The organism is Arthrobacter ramosus, from assembly GCF_039535095.1.
Taxonomy (GTDB): Bacteria; Actinomycetota; Actinomycetes; order Actinomycetales; family Micrococcaceae; genus Arthrobacter; species Arthrobacter ramosus.
On the sequence record NZ_BAAAWN010000001.1, the window covers coordinates 1,084,234 to 1,108,054 of the forward strand.

The 23,821-nt window shown below is 63.1% G+C and carries 22 protein-coding genes; 16 read left to right on the forward strand and 6 right to left on the reverse strand.

What is annotated here, in order from left to right; genetic code table 11:
• The first annotated feature begins 120 nt into the window (after positions 1-120).
• Together ABD742_RS05200 and ABD742_RS05205 are read left to right on the forward strand one after the other, a co-directional pair.
• Positions 121-1,662, forward strand: coding sequence for an ABC transporter permease (locus ABD742_RS05200; protein WP_234748376.1), 1,542 nt, complete (start codon positions 121-123; stop codon positions 1,660-1,662).
• On the forward strand, positions 1,659-2,753 hold the full coding sequence (locus tag ABD742_RS05205; protein WP_234748374.1) for an ABC transporter permease: 1,095 nt from the start codon (positions 1,659-1,661) through the stop codon (positions 2,751-2,753). Before ABD742_RS05200 ends, ABD742_RS05205 begins: the two co-directional genes overlap by 4 nt.
• A 24-nt stretch (positions 2,754-2,777) precedes the next feature.
• On the opposite strand, the gene ABD742_RS05210 is transcribed toward ABD742_RS05205, so the two are convergent.
• Positions 2,778-3,404 carry a PH domain-containing protein gene (locus ABD742_RS05210; protein WP_234748372.1) on the reverse strand — a complete coding sequence of 209 codons (627 nt, stop codon included), beginning with the start codon at positions 3,402-3,404 and terminating at the stop codon, positions 2,778-2,780.
• A 154-nt stretch (positions 3,405-3,558) separates the two neighbouring features.
• On the opposite strand from ABD742_RS05210, the gene ABD742_RS05215 reads away from it, so the two are divergent.
• The 7 genes from ABD742_RS05215 (at position 3,559) to ABD742_RS05245 (ending at position 13,833) form a co-directional block, all read left to right on the forward strand.
• Positions 3,559-5,331, forward strand: coding sequence for a dipeptide ABC transporter ATP-binding protein (locus ABD742_RS05215; protein ID WP_425547595.1), 1,773 nt, complete (start codon positions 3,559-3,561; stop codon positions 5,329-5,331).
• A gap of 425 nt (positions 5,332-5,756) precedes the next feature.
• Complete coding sequence (locus ABD742_RS05220) at positions 5,757-7,439, forward strand: peptide ABC transporter substrate-binding protein (RefSeq protein ID WP_234748368.1); 1,683 nt, start codon at positions 5,757-5,759, stop codon at positions 7,437-7,439.
• 133 nt (positions 7,440-7,572) lie between these two features.
• Positions 7,573-8,502 (forward strand): ABC transporter permease, encoded by a 930-nt coding sequence (locus ABD742_RS05225; RefSeq protein WP_059387472.1) that lies wholly within the window; start codon positions 7,573-7,575, stop codon positions 8,500-8,502.
• A 7-nt stretch (positions 8,503-8,509) separates the two neighbouring features.
• Positions 8,510-9,460, forward strand: coding sequence for an ABC transporter permease (locus ABD742_RS05230; RefSeq protein WP_234748366.1), 951 nt, complete (start codon positions 8,510-8,512; stop codon positions 9,458-9,460).
• Between the two features lie 11 nt (positions 9,461-9,471).
• Positions 9,472-11,184 carry an ABC transporter ATP-binding protein gene (locus ABD742_RS05235; RefSeq protein WP_234748364.1) on the forward strand — a complete coding sequence of 571 codons (1,713 nt, stop codon included), beginning with the start codon at positions 9,472-9,474 and terminating at the stop codon, positions 11,182-11,184.
• 296 nt (positions 11,185-11,480) lie between these two features.
• The gene (gene typA / locus ABD742_RS05240; RefSeq protein ID WP_234748362.1) at positions 11,481-13,409 is read left to right on the forward strand and encodes a translational GTPase TypA; all 1,929 of its coding nucleotides are present in this window, start codon (positions 11,481-11,483) and stop codon (positions 13,407-13,409) included.
• A 43-nt stretch (positions 13,410-13,452) separates the two neighbouring features.
• Positions 13,453-13,833: a hypothetical protein gene (locus tag ABD742_RS05245; protein WP_234748360.1), complete on the forward strand. Its 381-nt coding sequence runs from the start codon at positions 13,453-13,455 to the stop codon at positions 13,831-13,833.
• A gap of 1 nt (position 13,834) precedes the next feature.
• Here the strand turns inward: ABD742_RS05245 and ABD742_RS05250 are convergent, their stop codons facing one another.
• Positions 13,835-13,993, reverse strand: coding sequence for a hypothetical protein (locus tag ABD742_RS05250; protein WP_344787339.1), 159 nt, complete (start codon positions 13,991-13,993; stop codon positions 13,835-13,837).
• A gap of 91 nt (positions 13,994-14,084) precedes the next feature.
• Between ABD742_RS05250 and ABD742_RS05255 the strand changes: the two genes are divergently transcribed.
• Positions 14,085-14,672, forward strand: coding sequence for an MFS transporter (locus ABD742_RS05255; RefSeq protein ID WP_234748354.1), 588 nt, complete (start codon positions 14,085-14,087; stop codon positions 14,670-14,672).
• 201 nt (positions 14,673-14,873) lie between these two features.
• Positions 14,874-15,683, forward strand: a complete 810-nt coding sequence (locus tag ABD742_RS05260; protein WP_234748352.1) for a type IV toxin-antitoxin system AbiEi family antitoxin domain-containing protein — start codon at positions 14,874-14,876, stop codon at positions 15,681-15,683.
• A 239-nt stretch (positions 15,684-15,922) separates the two neighbouring features.
• On the opposite strand, the gene ABD742_RS05265 is transcribed toward ABD742_RS05260, so the two are convergent.
• The gene (locus tag ABD742_RS05265) at positions 15,923-16,165 is read right to left on the reverse strand and encodes a putative acetyltransferase (protein WP_234748349.1); all 243 of its coding nucleotides are present in this window, start codon (positions 16,163-16,165) and stop codon (positions 15,923-15,925) included.
• A gap of 135 nt (positions 16,166-16,300) precedes the next feature.
• Here ABD742_RS05265 and fdxA point away from each other — a divergent pair, with 135 nt between their 5' ends.
• From fdxA to ABD742_RS05280, 3 genes are all read left to right on the forward strand, one after another.
• Positions 16,301-16,627, forward strand: coding sequence for a ferredoxin (fdxA, locus tag ABD742_RS05270; protein ID WP_018776555.1), 327 nt, complete (start codon positions 16,301-16,303; stop codon positions 16,625-16,627).
• A gap of 15 nt (positions 16,628-16,642) precedes the next feature.
• Positions 16,643-17,791 carry a succinyldiaminopimelate transaminase gene (dapC, locus tag ABD742_RS05275; protein ID WP_268818764.1) on the forward strand — a complete coding sequence of 383 codons (1,149 nt, stop codon included), beginning with the start codon at positions 16,643-16,645 and terminating at the stop codon, positions 17,789-17,791.
• Positions 17,792-18,021: 230 nt separating this feature from the next.
• Complete coding sequence (locus ABD742_RS05280) at positions 18,022-19,305, forward strand: citrate synthase (protein WP_234748347.1); 1,284 nt, start codon at positions 18,022-18,024, stop codon at positions 19,303-19,305.
• 120 nt (positions 19,306-19,425) lie between these two features.
• Here the strand turns inward: ABD742_RS05280 and galE are convergent, their stop codons facing one another.
• Positions 19,426-20,439 (reverse strand): UDP-glucose 4-epimerase GalE, encoded by a 1,014-nt coding sequence (gene galE / locus ABD742_RS05285; RefSeq protein ID WP_234748344.1) that lies wholly within the window; start codon positions 20,437-20,439, stop codon positions 19,426-19,428.
• Positions 20,440-20,553: 114 nt separating this feature from the next.
• Between galE and ABD742_RS05290 the strand changes: the two genes are divergently transcribed.
• Both ABD742_RS05290 and ABD742_RS05295 read left to right on the forward strand, forming a co-directional pair.
• Positions 20,554-21,180, forward strand: coding sequence for a TetR/AcrR family transcriptional regulator (locus tag ABD742_RS05290; RefSeq protein ID WP_234748342.1), 627 nt, complete (start codon positions 20,554-20,556; stop codon positions 21,178-21,180).
• A 63-nt stretch (positions 21,181-21,243) separates the two neighbouring features.
• Positions 21,244-21,855, forward strand: coding sequence for a hypothetical protein (locus tag ABD742_RS05295; RefSeq protein WP_234748340.1), 612 nt, complete (start codon positions 21,244-21,246; stop codon positions 21,853-21,855).
• Positions 21,856-21,884: 29 nt separating this feature from the next.
• Here the strand turns inward: ABD742_RS05295 and ABD742_RS05300 are convergent, their stop codons facing one another.
• A complete protein-coding gene (locus ABD742_RS05300) occupies positions 21,885-22,727 on the reverse strand; it encodes a transglycosylase SLT domain-containing protein (protein ID WP_234748338.1) in 843 nt (280 codons plus the stop codon).
• Positions 22,728-22,738: 11 nt separating this feature from the next.
• Complete coding sequence (gene dapD, locus ABD742_RS05305) at positions 22,739-23,764, reverse strand: 2,3,4,5-tetrahydropyridine-2,6-dicarboxylate N-succinyltransferase (protein WP_234748336.1); 1,026 nt, start codon at positions 23,762-23,764, stop codon at positions 22,739-22,741.
• Positions 23,765-23,821 lie beyond the last annotated feature (57 nt).

Below are 23,821 nucleotides of genomic sequence, written 5' to 3' on the forward strand. Positions count from 1 at the left end.
CCCGGCGCTTTGGTTGGTGCACCGGCATATTGTCTGCTTCCCATAACCTCATCCAGGGAACGGGCACGATTCTGCGATGGGCGCCGGCGAACCCGGGCCTGGATTTCGAGGTTCCTCACCATGTTGACCTATATAGTCCGGCGGTTGGTTACCGCCGCATTCATTCTTCTCGGAGCATCGTTCCTGGTGTATCTCCTGACAGCGTCGTCCGGAGATCCCCTGGCAGAATACCGAGCCAGCAGCGCGCCGAACCGGCAAGCGCTGATGGATGCCCGCATCAATCTGCTTGATCTCAGCACTCCGCCGCCATTGCGCTACTTCAAGTGGCTTGGTGGTGCGGCCCAATGTGTTGTGCCGTTTGGAAACGCCTGCAACCTTGGCAAGAACATCGCCGGACAGCCAATTACGGAGGCTCTCGGCTTTGCCTTGGTTCAAACACTCACGCTCGTCACGGGCGCCACAGTCCTGGCCATCCTCATCGGCATTTCCCTCGGCATCGTTACTGCCCTCCGCCAGTACAGCGCCTTGGACTATGGCGTGACCTTCATGGCGTTCCTGTTCTTCTCGCTGCCGATCTTCTGGGTGGCCGTCCTCCTCAAGGAATTCGGCGCCATCGGCTTCAACGACTTCCTTCGAAATCCGGAAATACCGCCTGCCGTGGCCTTGGGGATCGGTGCCGTTCTAGGCGTCATCGCCACCGTGGTCGTCGGCGGAGCGGCCAAACGCCGACTGATCGTCGGTGGCTCGGTCTTTGCGGCTGTCTCCCTTGTCCTTTTCTATTTCTCCCTGACGCAGTGGTTCCGCAATCCCGGTTTGGGTCCCGTCATCATCGCCATTCTTGGAGTGGGAATTGCCTTCGGAGTCACGGTATTGGTTTCAGGACTCAAGAACCGCAAGGCTCTGCAATCGAGCCTGATCGTGGTGGGCATCGGCGTGATCGCCTACTTCGCTGTCCAACCGTTGCTCAATGACGCGACCGGGCTCATGATTTTCCTCCTTGCCATCGCCACTATCCTTGTTGGCGTGGCCGTCGGGTACTTCATGGGTGGTTACGACCGCGGACAGTCAATGCGTGCCGCCGCCATCACCGCGTTCCTGGTCGGAGCACTCGTGGTCCTGGACCGCTTCATGCAGGCGTGGCCGTCGTACTTCAACAACAGCCGGGTTCGTGGGCGTCCCATCGCCACCATCGGGGCGGGAACCCCGAACATCCAGGGTGACTTCTGGATCATGTCCACCGACACGCTCACCCACCTCGTATTGCCCACGATCGCCCTGATCTTGGTCTCCCTGGCCAGCTATACGCGATTCACGCGCTCGTCGATGCTGGAAATCATGAACATGGACTACATCCGGACAGCACGGGCAAAGGGCTTGAGTGAACGGTCGGTGATCATGGGCCACGCGTTCCGGAACGCCCTGATACCCATCGCGACGATCGTCGCGTTCGACATCGGCGCATTGATCGGTGGTGCGGTCATCACGGAATCGGTGTTTTCCGTCCGTGGCATGGGCTTCCTGTTCATTGACGGATTGCAACGCTCTGACGTGAACCCGGTTATGGGGGTCTTCTTGTGCGTCGCCATCACCGCAATGGTCTTCAACCTCGTAGCGGACCTCGCTTACTCCGCTCTCGACCCACGCGTAAGGATCAAAGCATGAGCCAGCCAACCCAAGAGGAAGAAATTCTGGCACAACAGGCGCTTGCCGAAGCAGCACGCGCCGAGGCCGGCATCGAGGTTACCGGTGGCCTCAGCCAAGGCCAGATTGTCCGCAAACGGTTCTTTGGCCACACAGGTGCCTTGATCGGGCTCGCAGTGTTCGCTGCGATCTTCCTGCTCGCTTTCACTTCCGTTGGCGCTTTTGGCATACCTGGGTGGTGGAAGTACAACCACGTGGATGTTTCGCCCCTCGTCAATGATGGTGTCCCGACGTCGTCGTTGTGGCCCCTTGCCTGGGGAGAGCACCCGTTCGGCCAGGACCGGATTGGACGCGATCTGTTTGCCATGACCATGCGCGGCGCCCAACAGTCCATCACAGTCATGGTCCTGATCGGCGCCATCGCGGGTGCGGTCGGCGCAATCGTCGGCGGCCTTGCCGGCTATTTCCGCGGCTGGGTGGAAGCCGTCCTCATGCGCCTCACCGACGTCATCATCATCATCCCCGTGCTGCTCCTTGCCGCCGTGGTTGGCCAGATTGCCAACCGCAGGGATGAAGGCAGTTGGATTGCAGGCTTCGCTTCCAACAACGGCGTCGTCATTCTTGGCGTCTTCCTTGGCTTCGTCCTCTGGGTGGGCCTCGCCCGCCTGGTCCGCGGTGAGTTCCTGACCCTGCGCGAGCGGGAGTTCGTAGACGCAGCCAGGATCTCCGGAGCGTCCAACGCAAGGATCATCTTCAAACACATCCTCCCCAACGCCGTCGGCGTGCTGATCGTCAACGTGACGCTGACCATGTCCGCAGCGATCCTGTTGGAGACCGCCCTCAGCTACCTGGGCCTCGGCGTGAAGGCTCCCGATACCTCGCTCGGCCTGTTGGTTGCGCAAAACCAGGAAGCCTTCGCTACAAGGCCGTGGCTGTTCTGGTTCCCCGGCCTGTTCATCATCCTCATCTGCTTGAGCATCAACTTCATCGGCGACGGCCTGCGGGACGCCTTCGATCCGCGGCAGAAGAAGTTCAGGGCCAAGACCGCCGTCGAAACCGCGCGCCACTCCAGCACGACGGCGCCGGTTGCCGACGCCTCGAAAGGCAGCTGAGTGCTACCCGTGCGGGGAAACCTCCTAAAGGAAGACCGCCCAGTAACTGGCCGCGGCCAGGGCCACCGTGGCCGCTATCCGGAACCATCCGACGGCGACCGTCACCGAAGCGTCCTCGGCCCGGCCGGGTTCTACGCGTCCGGCTTCTACGAGGTCCTGCCAGCGGGTGCGGACGAGGACTGCTGCGGCACCGGAATCGGTGTTCTTGAGGTCTCCGGGGCGAACCGAGTTGCCGGGGCCGTAGGTGGTGCCCGGGAGTCCTTTGAGGTGCTCGGGGCGGGCGTTGCGCCCGCCCCAGATTCCCGGCGCGGGAGCAGCCCACGCCGGGTACTTCTTGCTAGGCGTCACGAGGGTGAGGGCGTAGCGGGTATCAACCTGCACCAGGGCGTCCCACGGAACATCGATGGTCCGGTAGGGATTCTCCAGTGCGACGCCGGAATCCCGGACCACCACTACCGGACGCCAGAAAAGCAACCAGCCAAGGAACGCTATGAAGAGCAGGGGAGTGGTGCCCGGAAGGGCGCGCGGCCCGGCCGCCATGAGCGTAACGACCACTCCGAAAACGGCAACTGCCCAGCAGATCCAAGCAAACATCTTGCTGGTGCGGGCCTTGAAGATTTCGACATTTCCGGCGTACGGCTTTCTGCTCATGCCCCTAATAATTCAGGATTCCGGGCTACTTCACTAATCACCCCTTGGAGGGTGGCCCGGGTGGAAGGGAAGACCCAACATGACTGACAACGCCAGCCCCGAACCGGAGGCTACCCACCTCGAGACAGAGTCGGACAAGAGCGCGCGGGGGGCCATGGTCCTGGAAGTACGCGACCTCAGCGTCGACTTCGGTGTCGACAAAAAATGGGTTCCTGCCGCCATCGGACTGAACTACGAGGTCCGGGCCGGTGAGGTCCTCGCCATCGTCGGCGAGTCTGGTTCCGGCAAGAGCGCCAGTTCCATGGCCCTGCTCGGCTTGCTCCCCAGCAACAGCCGCGTTCGGGGGAGTGTCAAGCTCTCGGGCAAGGAATTGCTGGGTGACAAGTCAGGCAACATCCGGGAGGTCCGTGGCAAGGACGTCGCCGTGATCTTCCAGGAGCCCATGACAGCACTCAACCCGGTGTACACCGTGGGTGCGCAGATAGTGGAGACGATCCGGCTGCACAACTCGATCTCCCCTGATGAAGCAAGGCAACGGGCCGTGCGCATGCTCGAGCTCGTGGAGCTTCCCGACCCGGAGAAGGCCTTCAAGTCCTATCCTCACCAGCTCTCCGGCGGCCAGCGGCAGCGAGCCATGATCGCGCAGTCATTGTCCTGCGATCCCAAACTCTTGATCGCAGACGAACCCACTACTGCCCTGGACGTGACTGTCCAGGCCGAAATCCTGGACCTGATGCGCAACCTGCGTAACAAGCTGGACAGCGCCATCGTCCTGATCACCCACGACATGGGCGTGGTGGCCGACCTCGCCGATCGTATTGCCGTGATGCGCAAGGGCGTCATCGTGGAGAGCGGCACTGCGCAACAGATCTTCAGTAACCCGAAGCACGAATACACACAAGCTCTCCTAGCCGCTGTTCCCCACTTGGGACAAGGGGCGGACACAGCCGACGTCGACGTGACCGCAGCATTGGCTGCGGCAACCAATACGGAGCTGGAGTCCGTTGAACATGACGAGCTGCTGCGCCGGGAACGCGAGAACCAGGCTGCTTTGAAGGCAGCGGCTGACGAAGCTGCAAAGCCCAAGGGTGAGCCTGTGCTTGAGCTGATCGACGTGGCTATCGAGTACCCCAAACAGGGCCGGGTTCCCGCGTTCCGCGCCGTCGAGGGCGCCAACTTGGTGATCTATCCCGGTCAAGTGGTAGGCCTTGTTGGGGAGTCCGGCTCGGGCAAAACGACCATTGGACGCGCCGCCGTCGGGCTCTTGCCCGTAGCCGCGGGCAGCATGCATGTGGTGGGGCAGGACATTTCCGCCGCAAAGCGGAATGGAAAGCAACTGCACGAAGTGCGGCGGGACATCGGCATGGTGTTCCAGGATCCGTCGTCGTCGCTGAACCCGCGGCTGCCCATCGGCGAAAGCATCGGCGAACCGATGTTCCTCGCCCGGGTCGCGAAAGGCGTCGATCTGCAGAAACGGATTGAGACCCTCCTGGACCAGGTGGAACTGCCGCGCGGCTACCGCAACCGGTATCCGCATGAATTGTCAGGCGGCCAGAAGCAGCGCGTCGGCATTGCCCGGGCGCTGTCCCTGCAGCCCAAGCTCATGGTCGCGGATGAGCCGACGTCGGCGCTGGACGTTTCGGTACAGGCAAAGGTCCTGGAACTCTTCCAGAACCTGCAGAGGGAGCTGGGATTCGCGTGCCTGTTCGTCACGCACGACCTCGCCGTGGTGGATGTGCTCGCAGACCGGATCTGCGTGATGCAGCGGGGCCGGATCGTGGAGCAGGGCACCCGGGAGCAGATTCTTCGCAATCCGCAGGAGCCCTACACGCAGAGGCTGCTGGCCGCGGTGCCGCTTCCGGACCCTGAGAAGCAGCGCGAGCGTCGGGAACTTCGCGCCCAGCTCATGGCCGCAGGGATCGAGTAGCAACCCGGAGGCATTCCCGGCGGCACGTACCGGCGGTCGCAACCGCTAAAGAGTCCCTGTCGGCCATTGGCCGGCGGGGCTCTTTTTCGTGGTTTTTTGAGGCACTGAGTGCGTCCGTTGCACCCCTTTGGGGTGCCCGAAAAAGCCCTATATTCCGGGGGAAACCAGGGATCATGCATGTCGAGTCTAGCAAGGAAGCGCCTATTACGTGAAATGACTGCTTCATTTACTTGAAATGACTGCTTCATTACTGAAACTGTCAAGAGCACACTTCGTTGTTCATGCCAATGGGATTCCATATTTCGGACAAGGTGTGGTTAGGATTACACATCCATGTAGGCCGCGTCACAGGATAATTCTGTGTCTGGCCCCGGGGGCAGCTATGAGTTGCCCCGCCCCATCCCCCTGAATCCATAGGAGGCGGAATGCGTTTTTCGCGCACTTCCAAAGCTCTTGGCTTGCTGGCTGTCGCCGCACTTGCCCTCACCGGATGCGGTAGCTCTGGCTCCGGAAGCAGTGGCCAGACCGCTGCCGGCGATCCGAGCAAAATCATCACCGCATACAGCAATGAACCCCAGCACCCCCTGATCCCTTCCAACACCAACGAGGTGTACGGTGGCCGCGTTGTCGACCTCCTGTTCGAAGGCCTGACCAGCTACGACGCCAATGGCAAGTCCGTGAACGCACTCGCGGAATCCATTGACACGAGCGACGGCCAGAACTACACCATCAAGGTCAAGAAGGGCGCCAAGTTCACCAACGGCGAGGCAGTCACCGCCAAGAGCTTCGTTGATGCTTGGAACTTCGCCGCACTGAGCACCAATGCCCAGTCCAGCAGCAGCTTCTTCGAATCCATCGAAGGCTACGACGCAGTCAGCGCCGTCACGAAGACCAAGGGCGCGGACGGCAAGTCAACGTCGACTCCCGCACCGACCGCCCAGACGATGTCCGGCCTGGTGCTGAAGGACGATTCGACCATCACGGTCAAGCTGGCACAGCCGGAGGCCGACTGGCCGCAGCGCCTCGGCTACTCCGCCTTCATGCCGCTTCCGGCCGACGCACTCAAGGACCCGAAGGCCTTCGGCGAAAACCCCATCGGCAACGGCCCGTACAAGATGGCCGCCAAGGGTGCCTGGCAGCACGACAGCCAGATCGCCCTCGTCAAGAACCCTGACTACCAGGGCACTCGTATGGCCAAGAACGGCGGCGTGACCTTCAAGTTCTACACCGACCCGGCTCCGGCTTACACGGACGTCCAGGCCAACAACCTTGACGTTACCGACGTCCTGCCGACGAACGCCCTGAAGACCTACACCACGGACTTCCCGGACCACAGCCTGAACAAGGCTTTCGCAGGCAACGCAACCCTGAACATCCCGAACTACCTGCCTGAGTTCCAGGGACCCGCCGGCCAGCTGCGTCGCCAGGCCATCTCCATGGCGATCAACCGCGATGAGATCACCAAGGTCGTCTTCAACGGCACCCGTATCCCGGCGAAGGACTTCACGTCTCCGTCCATCGATGGCTACAACGCCAACGTGACCGGCTCCGACGTTCTGAAGTTCGACGCCGCGAAGGCCAAGGACCTCTGGGCAAAGGCAGACGCCATGAGCCCGTGGCCCGCCGCCAAGGTTCTCCAGCTCGCGTACAACACCGATGGTGGCAACAAGGAATGGATTGACGCCGTTGCCAACAACCTGAAGAACAACCTCGGCATCAAGGCAGAAGGCCAGCCGTTCGCCAAGTTCGCCGAGATCCTGAACCTCCGCACGGCCAAGACCCTCCCGGGCTTCACCCGCGCCGGTTGGCAGGCAGACTATCCGTCGCTGTTCAACTTCCTCGGCCCGCTGCTGAAGACCGGTGCCAGCGCGAACTACGAGGGTTACAGCAACCCTGAGTTCGACAAGCTGCTGACCGAGGGCCTGGCATCCAAGTCCACGGACGACGCCAACAAGAAGTTCACCCAGGCACAGGAAATCCTCTTCAAGGACCTCCCGAACCTGCCCCTGTGGTACCAGGCACGCCAGGCTGTATGGAGCCAGAACGTTAGCAACGTTGACTCCGGCTGGAACGGCGTCCTGCTGTACTACAACATCACCGCAAAGTAGTCCTACCGGACTTGTTCCAAGCTCGTTAGCGTATGGGGGTCCGGCCACAAACCGGGCCCCCATGCCTTGATTCGGCACGAAAGCTGTCCCTAATGAATCCCCACATTTTCAAGAGCGCCCAGGAACCGTTGCTGTGACCCAGTACATCCTCCGGCGTTTGCTGCAGGTCATTCCCGTGTTCCTGGGAACCACCCTGCTCGTGTACTTCATGGTCTTTGCCCTCCCGGGCGACCCCATCCGCGCCCTGTTCGGCGACCGACCGCCCAGCGAGTCCGTCATTGCCGCGCTGCGCCAGCAATACAACCTCGACCAGCCGTTCTGGGTCCAGTACGGCCTGTTCCTCAAGAACCTCTTCACGTTCAACCTCGGAGTGGACTTCACCGGCCAGCCAATCGCCGCCACCCTTGGCCGCGTTTTCCCGGTCACCGCCATGCTCGCCGTCGAGGCTCTTGCCATCCAGGCTGTCTTCGGTGTGGCCTTCGGCCTGATTGCCGGCCTGCGCAAGGGGAAGATCTTCGACTCCACCGTGCTGGTCGCCTCACTCGTGGTCATTGCCGTCCCGACGTTCGTCCTGGGCTTCGTGCTTCAGCTCGTCGTCGGCGTGCAGCTCGGCTGGGCCAAGCCGACCGTTGGATCCAACGCGGACTGGGGCACCCTGATCCTTCCGGCCACGGTCCTCGGCCTCGTGTCCTTTGCCTACGTGCTGCGCCTCACCCGCGCCTCGGTCATTGAAAACATGAACGCCGACTACGTCCGCACCGCAACCGCGAAAGGCCTCTCCCGCCCCCGCGTAGTCCTGGCCCACATCCTGCGGAACTCCATGATTCCCGTGGTCACCTACCTGGGCGCGAACCTGGGTGGCTTGATGGGCGGCGCGATCGTCACCGAAGGCATTTTCAACGTGCCCGGCGTCGGCCAGAAGCTCTACCAAGCCGTGATCCGCAGCGAAGGCCCCACCGTCGTCGCCATTGTGAGCGTCCTGGTACTGGTTTTCGTTGCCGCCAACCTGTTGGTGGACCTCCTTTACGCCTGGCTTGACCCCAGGATTCGCTATGAAAAGTAGATCCGTTATGAAAAGTAACCGTGAGATCGAGCACTACATTGCCCCTATCGACGAGACACCGCTGCTGGCGACCGATACCCTCAAGGTCGACGCCGCACCCCTGAGCCTGTGGGCGGATGCCTGGCGGAAGCTCCGCCGTCGGCCGCTCTTCATCATCTCGGCGCTCATGATTCTGCTGCTCCTCGTCGTCGCGTTCTTCCCGGGCCTGTTCACGCAGACAGCCCCGAACGACAACTGCCAGCTGGGCGACTCCCTCGCGGGCCCCTCGGCCGGCCACCCCCTGGGATTCACCTTCCAGGGCTGCGACATCTACTCCCGCGTCATCCACGGCACGCAGGCATCCTTGACTGTCGGCGTCGTCTCCGTCATCTTCGTCCTGATCATCGGAGTTACGCTCGGCGCGCTTGCAGGCTTCTTCGGCGGCTGGGTCGACACCATCATTGCCCGCATTGGCGACATCTTCTTCGCCTTGCCGTTGGTCCTCGGCGCACTGGTAGTTACCCAGCTCCCCTTCTTCCGCGAGAACAAGAGCGTCTTCACCGTGGTCATGGTCATTGTGATGCTCGGCTGGCCGCAAATGGCCCGAATCACCCGAGGTGCCGTGATCGAGGTCCGCAACGCGGATTTCGTCACTGCCGCACGCTCGCTCGGTGTCTCCAAGATCGGCACGCTGGTCCGGCACGTCGTTCCGAACGCTCTCGCGCCGATCATCGTCCTGGCCACCATGGAGCTTGGCGTCTTCATCGTGACGGAGGCAACGCTGTCCTTCCTTGGCATTGGCCTGCCCGGCAGCATCATGTCCTGGGGTAACGACATTTCCGCAGCGAAGGACACGTTGCGCACCAACCCCGAGGTGCTGATGTTCCCCGCAACCGCACTGTCCATCACGGTCCTGAGCTTCATCATGCTTGGCGACGCGTTGCGTGACGCCCTTGATCCCAAGAGCCGCAAGCGATGAAGGAGGCAATCATGACAACGTCCAACATCACCATCGACGAAGCCGGAACCGAAGAGCGTCCGCTCCTGGAAATCCGGGACCTCGCCATCTCCTTCCAGACGGCGGGCGGCGAATTCCAGGCCGTCAAGAACGCGCACCTGACCATCATGCCCGGCGAGACTGTCGCCATTGTGGGCGAGTCCGGTTCGGGAAAGTCGACGACGGCGCTCGCCGCCATCGGCCTCCTGCCGGAGAACGGCAGGGTTTCCGGCGGGCAGATCCTGCTCGACGGCGAGGACATCTCGCATGCTCCGGAACGGCGCATGATCGAGCTGCGCGGCAACACGATCGGCATGGTTCCGCAGGATCCGATGTCCAACCTCAACCCGGTTTGGAAGATCGGCTACCAGGTCCGCGAGACATTGCGCGCCAACGGCAAGCCCAGCGGTCCTGCCGACGTCGCCCGCGTCCTGGGGGAAGCCGGCTTGCCGGACGCCCGACGCCGCGCCAAGCAGTATCCGCACGAATTCTCCGGCGGCATGCGCCAGCGGGCCCTGATCGCCATCGGCCTGTCCTGCCAGCCGCGGCTCCTGATTGCGGATGAGCCGACGTCGGCCCTGGACGTCACGGTGCAGCGCCAGATCCTGGACCACCTCGAAACCATGACCGCGGAGCTCGGCACGGCAGTCTTGCTCATCACCCACGATCTTGGCCTGGCTGCCGAGCGTGCGGACAAAGTGGTGGTCATGTACCGCGGCAACGTGGTGGAGGCCGGCCCTTCGCTCGAATTGCTCCGCAACCCGCAACACCCCTACACCCAGCGGTTGGTGGCCTCGGCGCCGTCCCTCGCTTCCAGGAGGATCCAGGCTGCCAAGGCCGAAGGAATCCGGACGGAAGAACTCCTGGCGCCCACCGAAGCTGTGGTCGAAAAGGCGTTGTCGGACGACGTCCTGAAGGTCGAGAGCCTCAGCAAGGTCTTCAAGCTGCGCTCCGGAGTGGGCAAGGCAACGGACTTCAAAGCGGTGGACAACGTCTCGTTCAACGTCAAACGCGGGACGACGACGGCGATCGTGGGGGAGTCGGGTTCCGGCAAGTCCACGGTGGCCCAGATGGTCCTCAACCTGCTCGCACCGACGTCGGGGCGGATCGTGTTCGACGGCGTTGACACCTCCACCCTGAACAGCCGGGAGATCTTCAAGTTCCGGCGCCGAGTCCAGCCGATTTTCCAGGACCCGTACGGTTCGCTCGACCCGATGTACAACATCTTCAGGACCATCGAGGAACCGCTCCGGACCCACAAGATCGGTGACAAGGTCAGCCGCGAGAAGAAGGTCCGGGAACTCCTGGACCAGGTGGCGCTGCCGCAGTCCACCATGCAGCGGTACCCGAACGAGCTCTCCGGCGGGCAAAGGCAGCGCGTCGCGATCGCGCGGGCCCTGGCCCTCGACCCCGAAGTGATCATCTGTGACGAGGCGGTCTCCGCCCTGGACGTTTTGGTGCAGGCGCAGGTACTGAACCTTCTTGCCGAGCTGCAGTCCAATCTCGGACTGACGTACCTCTTCATCACGCACGACCTCGCCGTCGTGCGGCAGATCGCCGACCATGTCTGCGTGATGCAGAAGGGCAAGCTCGTGGAAACGGGCAGCACGGACGACGTCTTCGATTCGCCGCAGCAGGACTACACCAAGGCGCTGCTTCACGCGATCCCGGGTGCCAGCCTGATGCTGCCGCCCGTAGTGGCCTGACGGGCCCGGCGCCCGTCGGCTGAGTGCCAGTTGGACGAGCAGAAGAGCCGGTACCACTTCCGTGGGGGGAAGTGGTCCCGGCTCTTTTGCTGTTTCCGGCTTGTCCCGGAACTCGCCGCCGATTGTGATGAAGGGCACAATTCGGCAGCCTTGGGAGTGATTTTTAGGCCAATAAATACCACAGCGTTTAGACTCTATGAAGGTGCCCTGTGTCAAAGGGTCTAATCCGTCGTGCGTTCCGGTTGGAAATGTCGCGATACAACAGCTGACTTCACCACTGAATCGAGCCATTACGCATGTCTGAAACCACCACCAACACCGCCGCGGCCACTGCATCGCGCAGTGATCTGCGCAACGTCGCGATCGTGGCCCACGTTGACCACGGCAAGACCACCCTGGTCGACGCCATGCTCAAGCAGACCAACTCCTTCGCCGAGCACAACCACCTGGAAGACCGCGTCATGGACTCCGGTGACCTGGAGCGCGAAAAGGGCATCACCATCCTCGCCAAGAACACCACGGTTGCCTACAACGGCCCGTCGTCCAATGGCGAGACCATCACCATCAACGTGATCGACACCCCCGGCCACGCCGACTTCGGTGGCGAGGTGGAGCGCGGCCTGTCCATGGTTGATGGCGTGGTCCTCCTGGTCGACGCTTCCGAAGGTCCGCTGCCGCAGACCCGCTTCGTGCTCCGCAAGGCCCTTGCCGCGCACCTGCCCGTCATCCTGCTGGTCAACAAGACCGACCGCCCCGACGCCCGCATCGACGAGGTTGTGCACGAGTCCATGGACCTGCTCCTTGGCCTGGCCTCCGACCTCGCGGACGAAGTTCCGGACCTGGACCTGGACAAGATCCTGGAAGTTCCCGTGGTCTACGCCGCAGCCAAGGTCGGCCGCGCCTCCCTGGACCAGCCGGCTGATGGCTCGGCACCGGACAACGAGGATCTCGAACCCCTCTTCAAGACGATCATCGAGCACATCCCGGCGCCGACGTACAACCCGAACGGTGTCCTGCAGGCGCACGTCACCAACCTGGACGCTTCCCCGTTCCTCGGCCGCCTCGCACTCCTGCGCATCTACAACGGCACCCTCCGCAAGGGCCAGACCGTCGCTTGGGCGCGTGCCAACGGCGAACTGAAGAACGTCAAGATCACCGAGCTCCTCGCCACCAAGGCCCTCGACCGCGTTCCGACCGACTCGGCCGGCCCGGGCGAGATCGTGGCTGTTGCCGGTATCGAGGAAATCACCATTGGTGAGACCCTGACCGACGCCGAGAACCCGCAGCCGCTGCCCCTCATTACGGTGGATGACCCCGCGATCTCCATGACCATCGGTATCAACACCTCCCCGCTGGCCGGCAAGGTCAAGGGCGCCAAGGTTACCGCCCGCCAGGTGAAGGATCGCCTGGACAAGGAACTGATCGGTAACGTCTCCATCAAGGTTCTGCCCACCGAGCGTCCCGATGCTTGGGAAGTCCAGGGCCGTGGCGAGCTTGCGCTGGCCATCCTCGTGGAGCAGATGCGACGCGAAGGCTTCGAACTGACTGTCGGCAAGCCGCAGGTTGTCACCCGGACCATCGACGGCAAGATCCACGAGCCGATGGAACACATGACCATCGACGTTCCCGAAGAGTACCTCGGTGCGGTCACGCAGCTCATGGCCGCCCGCAAGGGCCGCATGACCAACATGGCCAACCACGGTACGGGCTGGTGCCGCATGGAATTCATCGTTCCGGCACGTGGCCTCATCGGCTTCCGCACCAAGTTCCTCACGGACACCCGTGGCGCCGGCATCGCTTCCTCGATCTCCGAAGGCTACGAGCCGTGGGCCGGCCCCATCGAATACCGCACCAACGGTTCGATGGTTGCCGACCGTGCCGGCGTCGTCACCCCCTTCGCCATGATCAACCTGCAGGAACGCGGCTCCTTCTTCGTGAAGCCCACGTCCGAGGTCTACGAAGGCATGATCGTCGGCGAGAACTCCCGCGCCGACGACATGGACGTCAACATCACGAAGGAAAAGAAGCTCACCAACATGCGTGCCGCTTCCTCCGACACCTTCGAGAACCTGACGCCGCCCCGCGATCTCACCCTCGAAGAGTCCCTCGAATTCGCCCGCGAAGACGAGTGCGTTGAGGTGACCCCGGAGTCCATCCGTATCCGCAAGCTGATCCTGGACGCCAACGAGCGCGCCAAGGCCACCCGCGCCCGCGCCAAAGTCTGATCCTGCGCGGACTGCGTACTGACGCACTGAACGGACTGACGTATTGAATAAGGGAGCCACCGGAACAGCACGCGGCATTGCCGCGGCTGTTCCGGTGGCTCTTTTTGCTGCCCTTGCAGGCACCGCACTGCACCGGCAGGCGCTCCTCATTGGCGGCGTCGACCTCTATTGGGGCACCGCTGCGGCATTGCTCCTGCTCGCATCGCTCCAGCTCCTGCTGGGTGCGTGGTCGGGGTCTTTGCTCCCGACGGCGGTAGTGGGCATTGTTAGCTACGCGACCATTGGCCTGCTGTCTACGGGCGGAACGGGCAAGCAGCTGATCGTCGCGGATGTTCCCGGAAATGTGTGGGTCTACGGGAGTGCGGGCATCACGTTTGTGATGCTTTTGTGGTGCCGGCGCTACACGCGACCACCGCGCGGCTAGCTTAGTCGGCGCTCGGGTCCCGGTGGTGGGCGATCAAGAGCGAGGTGGCCTCGCCGTCGTCGTCCGCCGGAAGGCGCAAGTATTCCTCGACGACTGCCCGCAGCTTGCCCATCGTCTCCTGCTGCCGTGCAGCGTTGAACTTCACGCCAAGCCGCCACACATCGATATCCTCCGGTCCTCGCGGTGACTTTGCTCGGCGCCAGTGAGTTCGAGGTCGGAGCACTCAATGCCGCCGGCCTCGCGGCCTTCCTGTGGCCTGCACGGGCGGGGTCAACTTCTTCACCACGATCGCCTTCACCTTGATGCCGGTACTGGTCCTCCGTGAGCTGGAACTCGGTCCGGAGGGCATGGGCATCATTATGGCGGTCGGGGCGGTCGGGGCGGTCGGCGGACTGATCGGAGCGGTTGCCGCGCCCAGGTTCGCGGCCTGGATCGGCGGGGGGACCGTCATTCCTGTGGCGTCGATGATCAGCCCGCTTTTCCTTCTCCTGGTTCCGCTGTGCGTGCTTGCCCCCGAACGATGGATGTCCCTGGTGATGCTCATCGTCTCCGAGTTCGGGTTCGCTTTCGGAGTCCTGGTGTACAACATCATGCAGCTGAGCATGAGGCAGCGGGTATGCCCTCCCCGGCTTCTGGGGCGCATGAATGCCTCCATTCGCTTCGTGGTGTGGGGAGTCATGCCGATCGCAGCCCTTGCCTCAGGCCTCCTGGCCGAGAACCTTGGCCTCGTCCCGACACTCTGGATCGGCTTGGGCGGAAGCATTGTTTTTGTCGCGCCTGTGCTGTTTTCTCCGCTTTGGGGAATGCGCAGGCTGCCGGACGAGGTGCATGGCGCCTGACCCTCCCTGGACATGCCCCGCCTTGGCCCGCAGCACTGGACATAATGGCAACATGCCCATTCCTTGGTCCCAACGTGGCGCATGCTCTGCGTTGAGGTGGGCGCATGTCCAATGTTCGAGCGCGAGAGTGGACTGGGAGTTTTCCACATAGCCAATGTTGTCGCTTCCGCACCTCCCGCTTCGGCCGGAACGATGGGGCGCATGGTAAACATCATTGACGTCATTTCAGCGTACGACGGCGTGGCGCGGGCTAAGCATCTCGCTGCGGCCGGGGTGTCGCATTTCCAGCTGAAATCCGCGTTGGCGAGCGGGCGGGTTCTCCGCGTGGCGAGAGGGGTCTATGCGGTGCCGGGTGCCGATCCCGGCTTGCTCGCCATCCGGTCCCTTCCTGCGGAACCGGCCTGCATTTCCGCGGCCGGGCTGTCCGGGCTGTGGGTCATGGATGACCCCCAAGTTCCCCATGTGGCGGTCCCTCACAGCCGAAAGTACGAGGGGTTTGTTTGCCATAGATCCGCGGCCCCGCCCACATTGATGGATTCAGTCGTCCAGGCCCTGCGGTGCCTGCCGGATCTGGACGGCCTGGTCATTGCCGAATCGGCCGTTGCTCTTGGCAGGTTGCCGCTCACGGCCATGAGGATGAGGCTGAGTGGGCGGAACGACGCACGGGAGCGGAGGCTCGTATCACGGATCGTTCCCCAGTCACAGTCGATCATTGAGTGCATCGCCAGGTACTACCTGCGCGAAGCGGGTTTCCACGTTGAATCACAAGTGAACATTCCGGGCATGGGGCATCTGGACCTGATGGTGGACGGAAGACTGGGGATTGAAACCGATGGAGCAGATTTCCACATGGACAAGCCGAGCTTCGAGGAGGACCGCCGTCGGTGGAATGTCACTACCAGGTTGGGTGTCCCTACCTTGGTTGTGAGCTATTCGGTGGTGAAGAACCGGCCTCGGGAATTTGTGGCGATGGTCCGGGACACTCTGAGGTCTCTCGACCGAGCCGCATGACCTCCGCGTAGGCCAACATTCGCCCGTCTCAGAAGGGACATGCCCATCGCTGCTCATCAGGAACGGACATGTCCCTCGCTCGGGCCTGCGCGACCGCGGGACATACTCTGCCCTGAGAGTCAGGAATGCGCATATTGGCACCATGTCCAGTGGTTCGAGTGAGGAGGGGGCATGTCCAGTGGTTCGAGCAAGGAGGGGGCATGTCCAGTGGGTGGGCGCGGGGGCAGGGGAGTGCGGGATTACTCGCGGGTTGTGCGCGTCCCCCGGCGTGGCGGCGGAGGCGGGACCTCTTTTGCCGCCACTACAAGCGCCAGCGGGATCTCGACGTCGGACTGTCGGGTACGGATGGTGCACGCACCGTCGGTGACGGAGAGCAGGTAGCCGAGGGCATCGGTGAAGCCGTTGTCCAGCCGGTATCGGACAACTACCCGTGTTCCGGATACGGTATTGAGCAGGAAATCTTGGGGCCGGGGCAGATTCACCAGTTCATAGTAAGACGCCCGGCTAGGTTGCTGAGTTCCGGCTGGTGGATAATAGGCTCAGAATTCGATGTACCGGCCACAGGGCCGGTGGTACTACCCGGAATTGTCCGGGACAACTGTGGAGAGGCAAGGGACGTGACCTACGTAATCGCGCAGCCGTGTGTGGACGTCAAGGACAAGGCGTGTATTGAAGAATGCCCTGTTGACTGCATCTACGAAGGCGAACGTTCCCTCTATATCCACCCGGATGAGTGCGTGGACTGCGGAGCTTGCGAACCAGTGTGCCCGGTGGAAGCGATCTACTACGAGGACGACACCCCGGAGGAATGGGCCGACTACTACAAGGCCAACGTCGAGTTCTTCGATGACCTTGGCTCCCCGGGCGGAGCTGCGAAGATCGGCAACACCGGCAAGGACCACCCCTTCATCGCCGCGCTGCCTCCACAGAACCAAGACCACTAAGAACGGTTGCTTCCTTTGATTTCTGCGGCCCCCGCTTTCGGCCTCAACCTGCCCGACTACCCTTGGGAAGCTATGGCGCCGTACGTGGCCAAGGCTTCAGAGCACCCGGGCGGGGCAGTCAATCTCTCCATCGGAACCCCCGTGGATCCTACGCCGCAGCTGATCCGCGAGGCACTCGCCCGGGCAGCTGACGCCCATGGTTACCCAACGGTCCACGGCACGGAAGCTCTTCGCGAGGCCGTGTCCAACTGGTTCGCCAGCCGTCGCGGGGTCCACGGGATCGACCCGAGGGACGTGCTGCCGACCGTCGGCTCGAAGGAATTGGTGGCCTGGCTGCCGTTCCTGTTGGGACTCAGCGCAGGCGACGTCGTGGTACGCCCCACCGTTGCGTACCCGACCTACGACATTGGCGCCATGCTCGCCGGGGCCACTGCTATCGCCGCGGACAGCCTGGACGAACTGGACCCAGCCACCCGCTCCAGGGTCCGGCTCATCTGGATCAATTCCCCGGGCAACCCCACGGGGGGCGTCCGTGACGTCGAATCCCTCAGGCAGATCGTGGCCCAGGCGCGCGAGATTGGCGCGGTCGTGGCGTCGGATGAATGCTATGCCGAGCTCGGCTGGGGCGAATGGGATGCCCAGCGTGGCGGCGAGGCAGTGCCGAGCGTCCTTGACCCGCGTGTCACCGGAGGGTCCACGGACGGCCTGTTGTGCGTCTACTCACTCAGCAAGCAGTCGAACCTGGCCGGCTACCGTGCCGCCTTCGTGGCCGGAGACTCGTCGATCGTGGCGAATTTGGTCAATAGCCGCAAGCACGCCGGCATGATCGTGCCCTACCCGGTCCAGGAAGCAATGCGCATCGCGCTCGGCGATGCCGGCCACGTGCTCGCCCAAAAGGATCTCTACCGCGGCCGCCGTGAACGCCTCCTGCCGGCACTGCGGAACTTTGGCCTGCAGATCCAGGAGTCCAAAGCCGGACTGTACTTGTGGTCCACCGCAGGGGAGGCGACGTGGGACACTGTTCGGCGTTTCGCTGACCTGGGGATCGTCGTCGGGCCCGGCGTGTTCTATGGAGACGCCGGCAATGGTTTCATCCGGGTGGCGCTCACGGGCACGGACGAACGCATCGATGCGGCCGTGGAACGCTTGAACACCGCTCGGTAACAATCCTGTGACTTGCCGCACAAGGCGCGTCATTCCGCGAGTAACCGTAGCTTGTGAATTAGTTTGTCCCGCTTACTGGCGGTAGCTTTTAACTGACTATCAATGGTGGCTTTCTCCAGGAAGGCAGTCCGGCCGATGGTGTCTGCACCTGCAGACTCCTGGCTGGAGTCACCAGATGTTGGTTGGATCAAGCTTTCGACCGAGGCCAAGAGCCTCATGAAGGGGACTCCATGACTGAGACCACCAGCGCTACCCTGCGCCATGCCGGCGGAGAGCTCGAGCTCCCGCGGATCAAGGTTGTAGAAGGGAACGAAGGATACGACGTTTCCAAGCTGCTGAAGCAGACGGGCGCCGTCGCCTATGACCCCGGCTTCATGAACACCGCCGCCACCACGTCGGCAATCACCTACATCGATGGCGACGCCGGTATCCTGCGGTACCGCGGCTACCCGATCGAGCAGCTTGCCCAGCACTCAAGCTTCCTGGAAGTTTCCTACCTGCTGATCTACGGCAACCTGCCCACGCCCACCGAGCTGGACGCGTTCGACCAGCGGATCCGCCACCACACGCTGCTCCACGAAGAGCTCAAGGGCTTCTTCGGCGGCTTCCCGCGTGACGCGCACCCGATGCCGGTGCTTTCCTCGGCTGTCTCCGCGCTGTCCACGTTCTACCAGGACTCCCTGGACCCGTTCAATCCTGAGCACGTGGAAGTTTCCACTATCCGCCTCATGGCGAAGCTCCCGGTCATCGCGGCCTACGCCCACAAGAAGTCCATCGGCCAGCCCATGCTGTACCCGGACAACTCCATGAACCTCGTGGAGAACTTCCTGCGCCTGAGCTTCGGCCTGCCGGCAGAGCAGTACGAGCTGGACCCCGTCGTCGTCAAGGCGCTGGACCTCCTGCTCATCCTGCACGCCGACCACGAGCAGAACTGCTCGACGTCGACCGTCCGCCTTGTGGGGTCCTCGAACGCGAACCTGTTCGCTTCCGTTTCCGCAGGCATCAACGCCCTCTTCGGTCCCGCCCACGGTGGCGCGAACGAAGCCGTGCTGAAGATGCTGCGCCAGATCCAGGCCGACGGCATCAAGCCCGAGGAGTACATGGAGAAGGTCAAGAACAAGGAGGACGGCGTCCGCCTCATGGGCTTCGGACACCGGGTCTACAAGAACTACGACCCCCGCGCGAAGATCATCAAAGCGACTGCACACGAGATCCTGGGCAAGCTCGGCGGCAACGACGAGCTCCTGGACATCGCGATGCGCCTCGAAGAGAAGGCCCTGGCCGATGACTACTTCATCCAGCGCAAGCTCTACCCGAACGTCGACTTCTACACCGGACTGATCTACAAGGCCATGGGCTTCCCCGAGAAGATGTTCACCGTGCTGTTCGCCATCGGCCGACTCCCCGGCTGGATCGCCCAGTGGCGCGAAATGATCAACGATCCCCAGACGAAGATCGGCCGTCCGCGGCAGCTCTACACAGGAGAGCCGGAGCGCGACTACCCGGCGATTTAGTCCCCACCGGCTCCCAGGCCTCGCAAGCTCGGCCCGGGACCCGGCGATCTAGCCCAACGCGGGGTCACTTACGGTCCGTCCCAAGGGACATCATGGGCCGTAAGTGACCCCGCGTTGCTTTTAAGAGCTGTAGCCGAGCGGGTTGTTCTTCTGCCAGCGCCAGTGGTCTTCGCACATTTGGTCCACGGTCTTCGTGGTGGACCAGCTCAGATCCGCCATGGCGGAGGAGGCATCGGCCCAGAACGCGGGCAGGTCTCCGGCGCGGCGTCCCGTGATCTCGTATGGCAGCGGGTGGCCCACGGCCTGTTCGAAAGCGTGGAGCATCTCCAGCACGGACGTACCTTTTCCGGAGCCAAGGTTCCAGCGGTGCACGCCGGGGCGTTCGGCAACGTAGTCCAGTGCGGCGACGTGGCCATCGGCGAGGTCGACGACGTGGATGTAGTCCCGCAGGCAAGTGCCGTCCGGGGTGTCGTAGTCTCCACCAAAGACCATGAGCTTGTCGCGGCGGCCGACGGCAACCTGGGCGATGTACGGAACCAGGTTGTTCGGTATGCCTTGCGGGTCCTCGCCGATCCTGCCGGAGGGGTGTGCGCCCGCCGGGTTGAAGTAGCGCAACAAGGCGATGTGCCAGCGCTCGTCCGCGGCTCCGAGGTCCGTGAGGATGTCCTCGATCTGCTCCTTGGTGCGGCCGTAGGGGTTGTTCGCCCCGATCTCCATCTTCTCGATGTAGGGGATGGGGTTGTGCTCGCCGTATACCGTGGCGGAGGAACTGAAGACGATAGAGCGGACCCCGTGCTTGTCCATCGCGCGGAGCAGGTTCAACGTGCCCACGATGTTGTTGTAGTAGTAGTTCAGGGGTTCCTGCACGGATTCGCCGACCGCCTTGAGCCCGGCGAAGTGGATGACGGCGTCGATGCTGTGCTCGTCGAACACAGCCTCAAGCGCGGCCTCGTCCACCAGATCCACCTTATGGAACGCCGCCGTCTTTCCCGCCAGCTCGCCGACGCGGCGCAGGGATTCTTCGCTTGAGTTCACGAGATTGTCCACCACGACTACTTCGTGTCCGGTTTCCAACAGGGACAGGACGGTGTGCGATCCGATGTAGCCGGTGCCACCCGTGACAAGAATTCTCATGCAAGCAACGCTAGCCGAACTTTGGATGGCTCGCGCAGTGTTGCGTGCACCACAGTCCCGCGGTTCGCGTGCGCCGGAGGGCACGGTTCAAGCACGTTTGTGCTAAAAAGATTTGTGCCCAAGATTGTTGATGCCGAAGCCCGGCGCCAGGAAGTAGTCGAAGCCGTCTTCAGGATCATCGCCTCCGATGGACTCGAGCGCGCCTCCTTGCGGGAGGTGGCCGACGAGGCCGGGCTTGCCGTTGGCTCGGTCCGCCACTACTTTGCCAGCAGCGATGAACTGCTGGTCCACTCCTTTACCGTGGTCATCGACCGGATCGCCGGGCGGCTTGAGGAAGCGTTCGCCGTCGTCGAATCCTTGGATCCGGGCTCGGCGGAACACGACGCCGCCGTCTTAACCCTGCTGGGTCAATTCCTGCCGCTCGACGAGGAACTGGCCGTCGACGCCTGCGTGTGGATGGCATTCAGGCACGCGGCCCGGATCCGGCCGGTACTCGAACAAGAAGCTGCACGCAGCCACCGAGCCGTGGCCGCCGTCGTTGGCCGCTTGGTGATGCGGCTGATGCCCGACGGCGGATCCGGCCAGGAGCGTCTGGTGACCGAAGCCGAGCGCCTCCTGGCGACCCTCGACGGACTGTGCATGCATGCCCTGCTGCAGCCTGAGTGGATGACAGCCGAGGTCTGCCGCGACGTTCTGACCGCGCATCTGGACACTCTTGTTGCACTCCCGTCCAACCGTTAACGTCAAGGCTCATCGGGAATAGACTGGAACCCTGAGTGGGCACCTGCCAAGGGAGGCAATCGGATGCATGACACAGGCGGTCAGGGGTGGCGGATCACAATGGACACCTCCGGACCGATGCTCATTGCCTTGTATCTGAGAGACGTTGCTGGATTGGACGGAGCCGGTACGCCGACCTTGTCCCACGCCACACCCAAAGTCAGACATGCGGACCACACGCACCTCACCGCCGAGGTGGGCGGGGTGCCGGCCCTCAAGACAGAGTGGGAGGCCTGGTGGGAGCAACTGCTGAGGGCATATCCGGATGCCGCTCCGGAGCTTTCACCCCCGGGATTCAATGCCTTCGGCAACTCGCCTGCCCTCCGGCGGGTATTGCAGGCACACTTCGGGGCCGCCCTGACGTGGGCCCGTGAACGCCTTGAAGAGTACGAAAAACTGGAGGCCGAACGCGAAGCGAGCGGCGCCACGTTGCTTCTGGGAGACATGGTGGAGGACCGGCTACTGGAAGTCGGACGGAGCTCCCGGGACTTTGAGCTGACCATCATCGAACTACCCCTCAACGAACCAAGGGCCTGGTACCTTGAGCCGGACAAGATGATCATGAGCCACAGGCTCTTGTCCGAGCCGGAGATATTCCGCAGCTACGTCCAGCCGGTGGTCGAGCTACTGGTCTGAGGCGCGCGGTCTGGTACCCCAGCCAGGCATTACGTCTTCGGAGCCGAAACCGTGATGGTCACGGACCCCGATGCTGCCGCTGAATCCTGCCAGCCCTTGTGGTCCTGCCGGTTCCACGTGGCGCCGGTCACGTCAACCTGCGTCACCGAAAGGTCCTTCGCGTTCGCCACTGCCCACTGCGCCACAGCCCACGCCTGCGCACCGGTAATGTTCAACTGGACCGTGCGGCCCTGTGCCACGGCGGGCAGGGAGCCGAACGCCGTCGTCATGGCCGTCACAACGGCGCTCGGATCACCGGCAGTGTCCGCGGCGCGGAGGGTGCAGTCCAGGGCCCTTTCGGAATGTCCCGTCAGCGCCGACGCATACGCCCGGCCCATTGGTTCCTGCTGCGCGTATGCCTGGGGGTATGCGGAATGCTGGACCGCTTGCGCCGCATCAGTGATCGCCATGGTTTCGTAGCCGGGCACTTTCACCAAGTGGTCATAGAAGGCGTTTGTCGCGTAGACGGGATCCATGACCTCGGCCTCGGTGCCCCACCCCTGGGAGGGGCGCTGCTGGAACAGTCCCCTCGAATCGGGGCCCACCTCGTCGCCGTGGCCGATGTTGCGAAGCTTGGATTCCTGCATGGCGGTGGCCACAGCGATCGTGGCCGCGCGCGGAGGCAGGCCCCGCTGCACGGCAATGGCGGTGATGAGGGCGGCGTTCGCGGCTTGGTCCGTGGCCAGCTCGTATGAGTCCGAGCCGACGACGGCGACGCAGCGCTCCGTAACCAAGGTTTCGGAGCGCTGCAGTACAGTCACCACGGCGTAGATGGCACCAGCCACCAAGGCGAGAGCCAGCAACAAGATGATGGTGCGTCGGAGACGGCGCATCCAGGTATCAGCTAGTTGGCGTGGAGGGCTTCGTTGAGTTCCACCGTCTGGCCCTTGCGGGGGAGGACCTCGACTTCACCAGTGGTCGAGTTGCGGCGGAACAGCAGGTTCGGCACGCCGGAGAGCTCAACGGCCTTGATGATGCTGCTGGTGTCCTCGCCGTTGGCGTCCTTCGGGCCGGGGATGCGCACACGGGTTCCAGCCGTGACATAGAGGCCTGCTTCAACCACGGAGTCATCGCCGATGCTGATGCCCACGCCGGAGTTGGCGCCCAGGAGCACGCGCTCACCCAGGGCGATCTTTTCCTTGCCTCCACCGGAGAGGGTTCCCATGATGGAGGCCCCGCCACCGACGTCGGTGCCGTCACCGGCAACAACGCCTGCCGAAATGCGGCCTTCCACCATGGACGTGCCGAGCGTTCCGGCGTTGAAGTTCACGAAGCCCTCGTGCATGACCGTGGTGCCTTCGGAGAGGTAGGCGCCCAGGCGGACCCGGTCGGCGTCGGCGATCCTGACGCCGGTGGGAATGACGTAGTCCACCATGCGGGGGAACTTGTCCACTCCGTAGACCGTGACGGCACCGCGCTTGCGCAGGCGGGCACGGGTCAATTCGAAGCCGTTCACGGCGGCGGGACCGAAGTTCGTCCACACAACGTTGGGGAGCTTGCCGAAGATGCCATCCAGGTTGATGCTGTTGGGCTTGACCAAGCGGTGCGAAAGCAAGTGGAGGCGCAGGTAGGCGTCAACAGTGTCCGCGGGGGCCTCGTCGAGGTTGATCTGGGCGAAGACCACCTTCTGTTCGGTCCCGCGGTCGGCGTCGTGGCTATCGGCTGCGAGTGCGGTCAGCGACCCGTCGGCGTGCTCCACGGCACGCAGGGATTCGGCCGCTTCGCCCAGTGCCGGCGCCGGAAACCATACGTCCAGCACTGTCGCTTCTCCGGCGTCGGAGGTGGCGATGGTTGCCAGGCCAAAGCCATAGGCGGAGCGATCGTTGTCAGAAGCGCTATCGAGAGCGGCAGAGGCAGCGGTTTCAGTCATGGCGCAAGTCTATCGAGAGCCACTGCTTCCCTTGAAACCGTGTGTGCACCGAAGGGG

Coding starts and splice junctions, on each gene's coding strand:
- ABD742_RS05200 (WP_234748376.1), top strand. CDS start 121: ATGTTGACCTATATAGTCCGGCGGTTGGTTACCGCCGCATTCATTCTT.
- ABD742_RS05205 (WP_234748374.1), top strand. CDS start 1,659: ATGAGCCAGCCAACCCAAGAGGAAGAAATTCTGGCACAACAGGCGCTT.
- ABD742_RS05210 (WP_234748372.1), bottom strand. CDS start 3,404: ATGAGCAGAAAGCCGTACGCCGGAAATGTCGAAATCTTCAAGGCCCGC.
- ABD742_RS05215 (WP_425547595.1), top strand. CDS start 3,559: ATGGTCCTGGAAGTACGCGACCTCAGCGTCGACTTCGGTGTCGACAAA.
- ABD742_RS05220 (WP_234748368.1), top strand. CDS start 5,757: ATGCGTTTTTCGCGCACTTCCAAAGCTCTTGGCTTGCTGGCTGTCGCC.
- ABD742_RS05230 (WP_234748366.1), top strand. CDS start 8,510: ATGAAAAGTAACCGTGAGATCGAGCACTACATTGCCCCTATCGACGAG.
- ABD742_RS05235 (WP_234748364.1), top strand. CDS start 9,472: ATGACAACGTCCAACATCACCATCGACGAAGCCGGAACCGAAGAGCGT.
- typA (WP_234748362.1), top strand. CDS start 11,481: ATGTCTGAAACCACCACCAACACCGCCGCGGCCACTGCATCGCGCAGT.
- ABD742_RS05260 (WP_234748352.1), top strand. CDS start 14,874: ATGGTAAACATCATTGACGTCATTTCAGCGTACGACGGCGTGGCGCGG.
- ABD742_RS05280 (WP_234748347.1), top strand. CDS start 18,022: ATGACTGAGACCACCAGCGCTACCCTGCGCCATGCCGGCGGAGAGCTC.
- galE (WP_234748344.1), bottom strand. CDS start 20,439: ATGAGAATTCTTGTCACGGGTGGCACCGGCTACATCGGATCGCACACC.
- ABD742_RS05295 (WP_234748340.1), top strand. CDS start 21,244: ATGCATGACACAGGCGGTCAGGGGTGGCGGATCACAATGGACACCTCC.
- ABD742_RS05300 (WP_234748338.1), bottom strand. CDS start 22,727: ATGCGCCGTCTCCGACGCACCATCATCTTGTTGCTGGCTCTCGCCTTG.
- dapD (WP_234748336.1), bottom strand. CDS start 23,764: ATGACTGAAACCGCTGCCTCTGCCGCTCTCGATAGCGCTTCTGACAAC.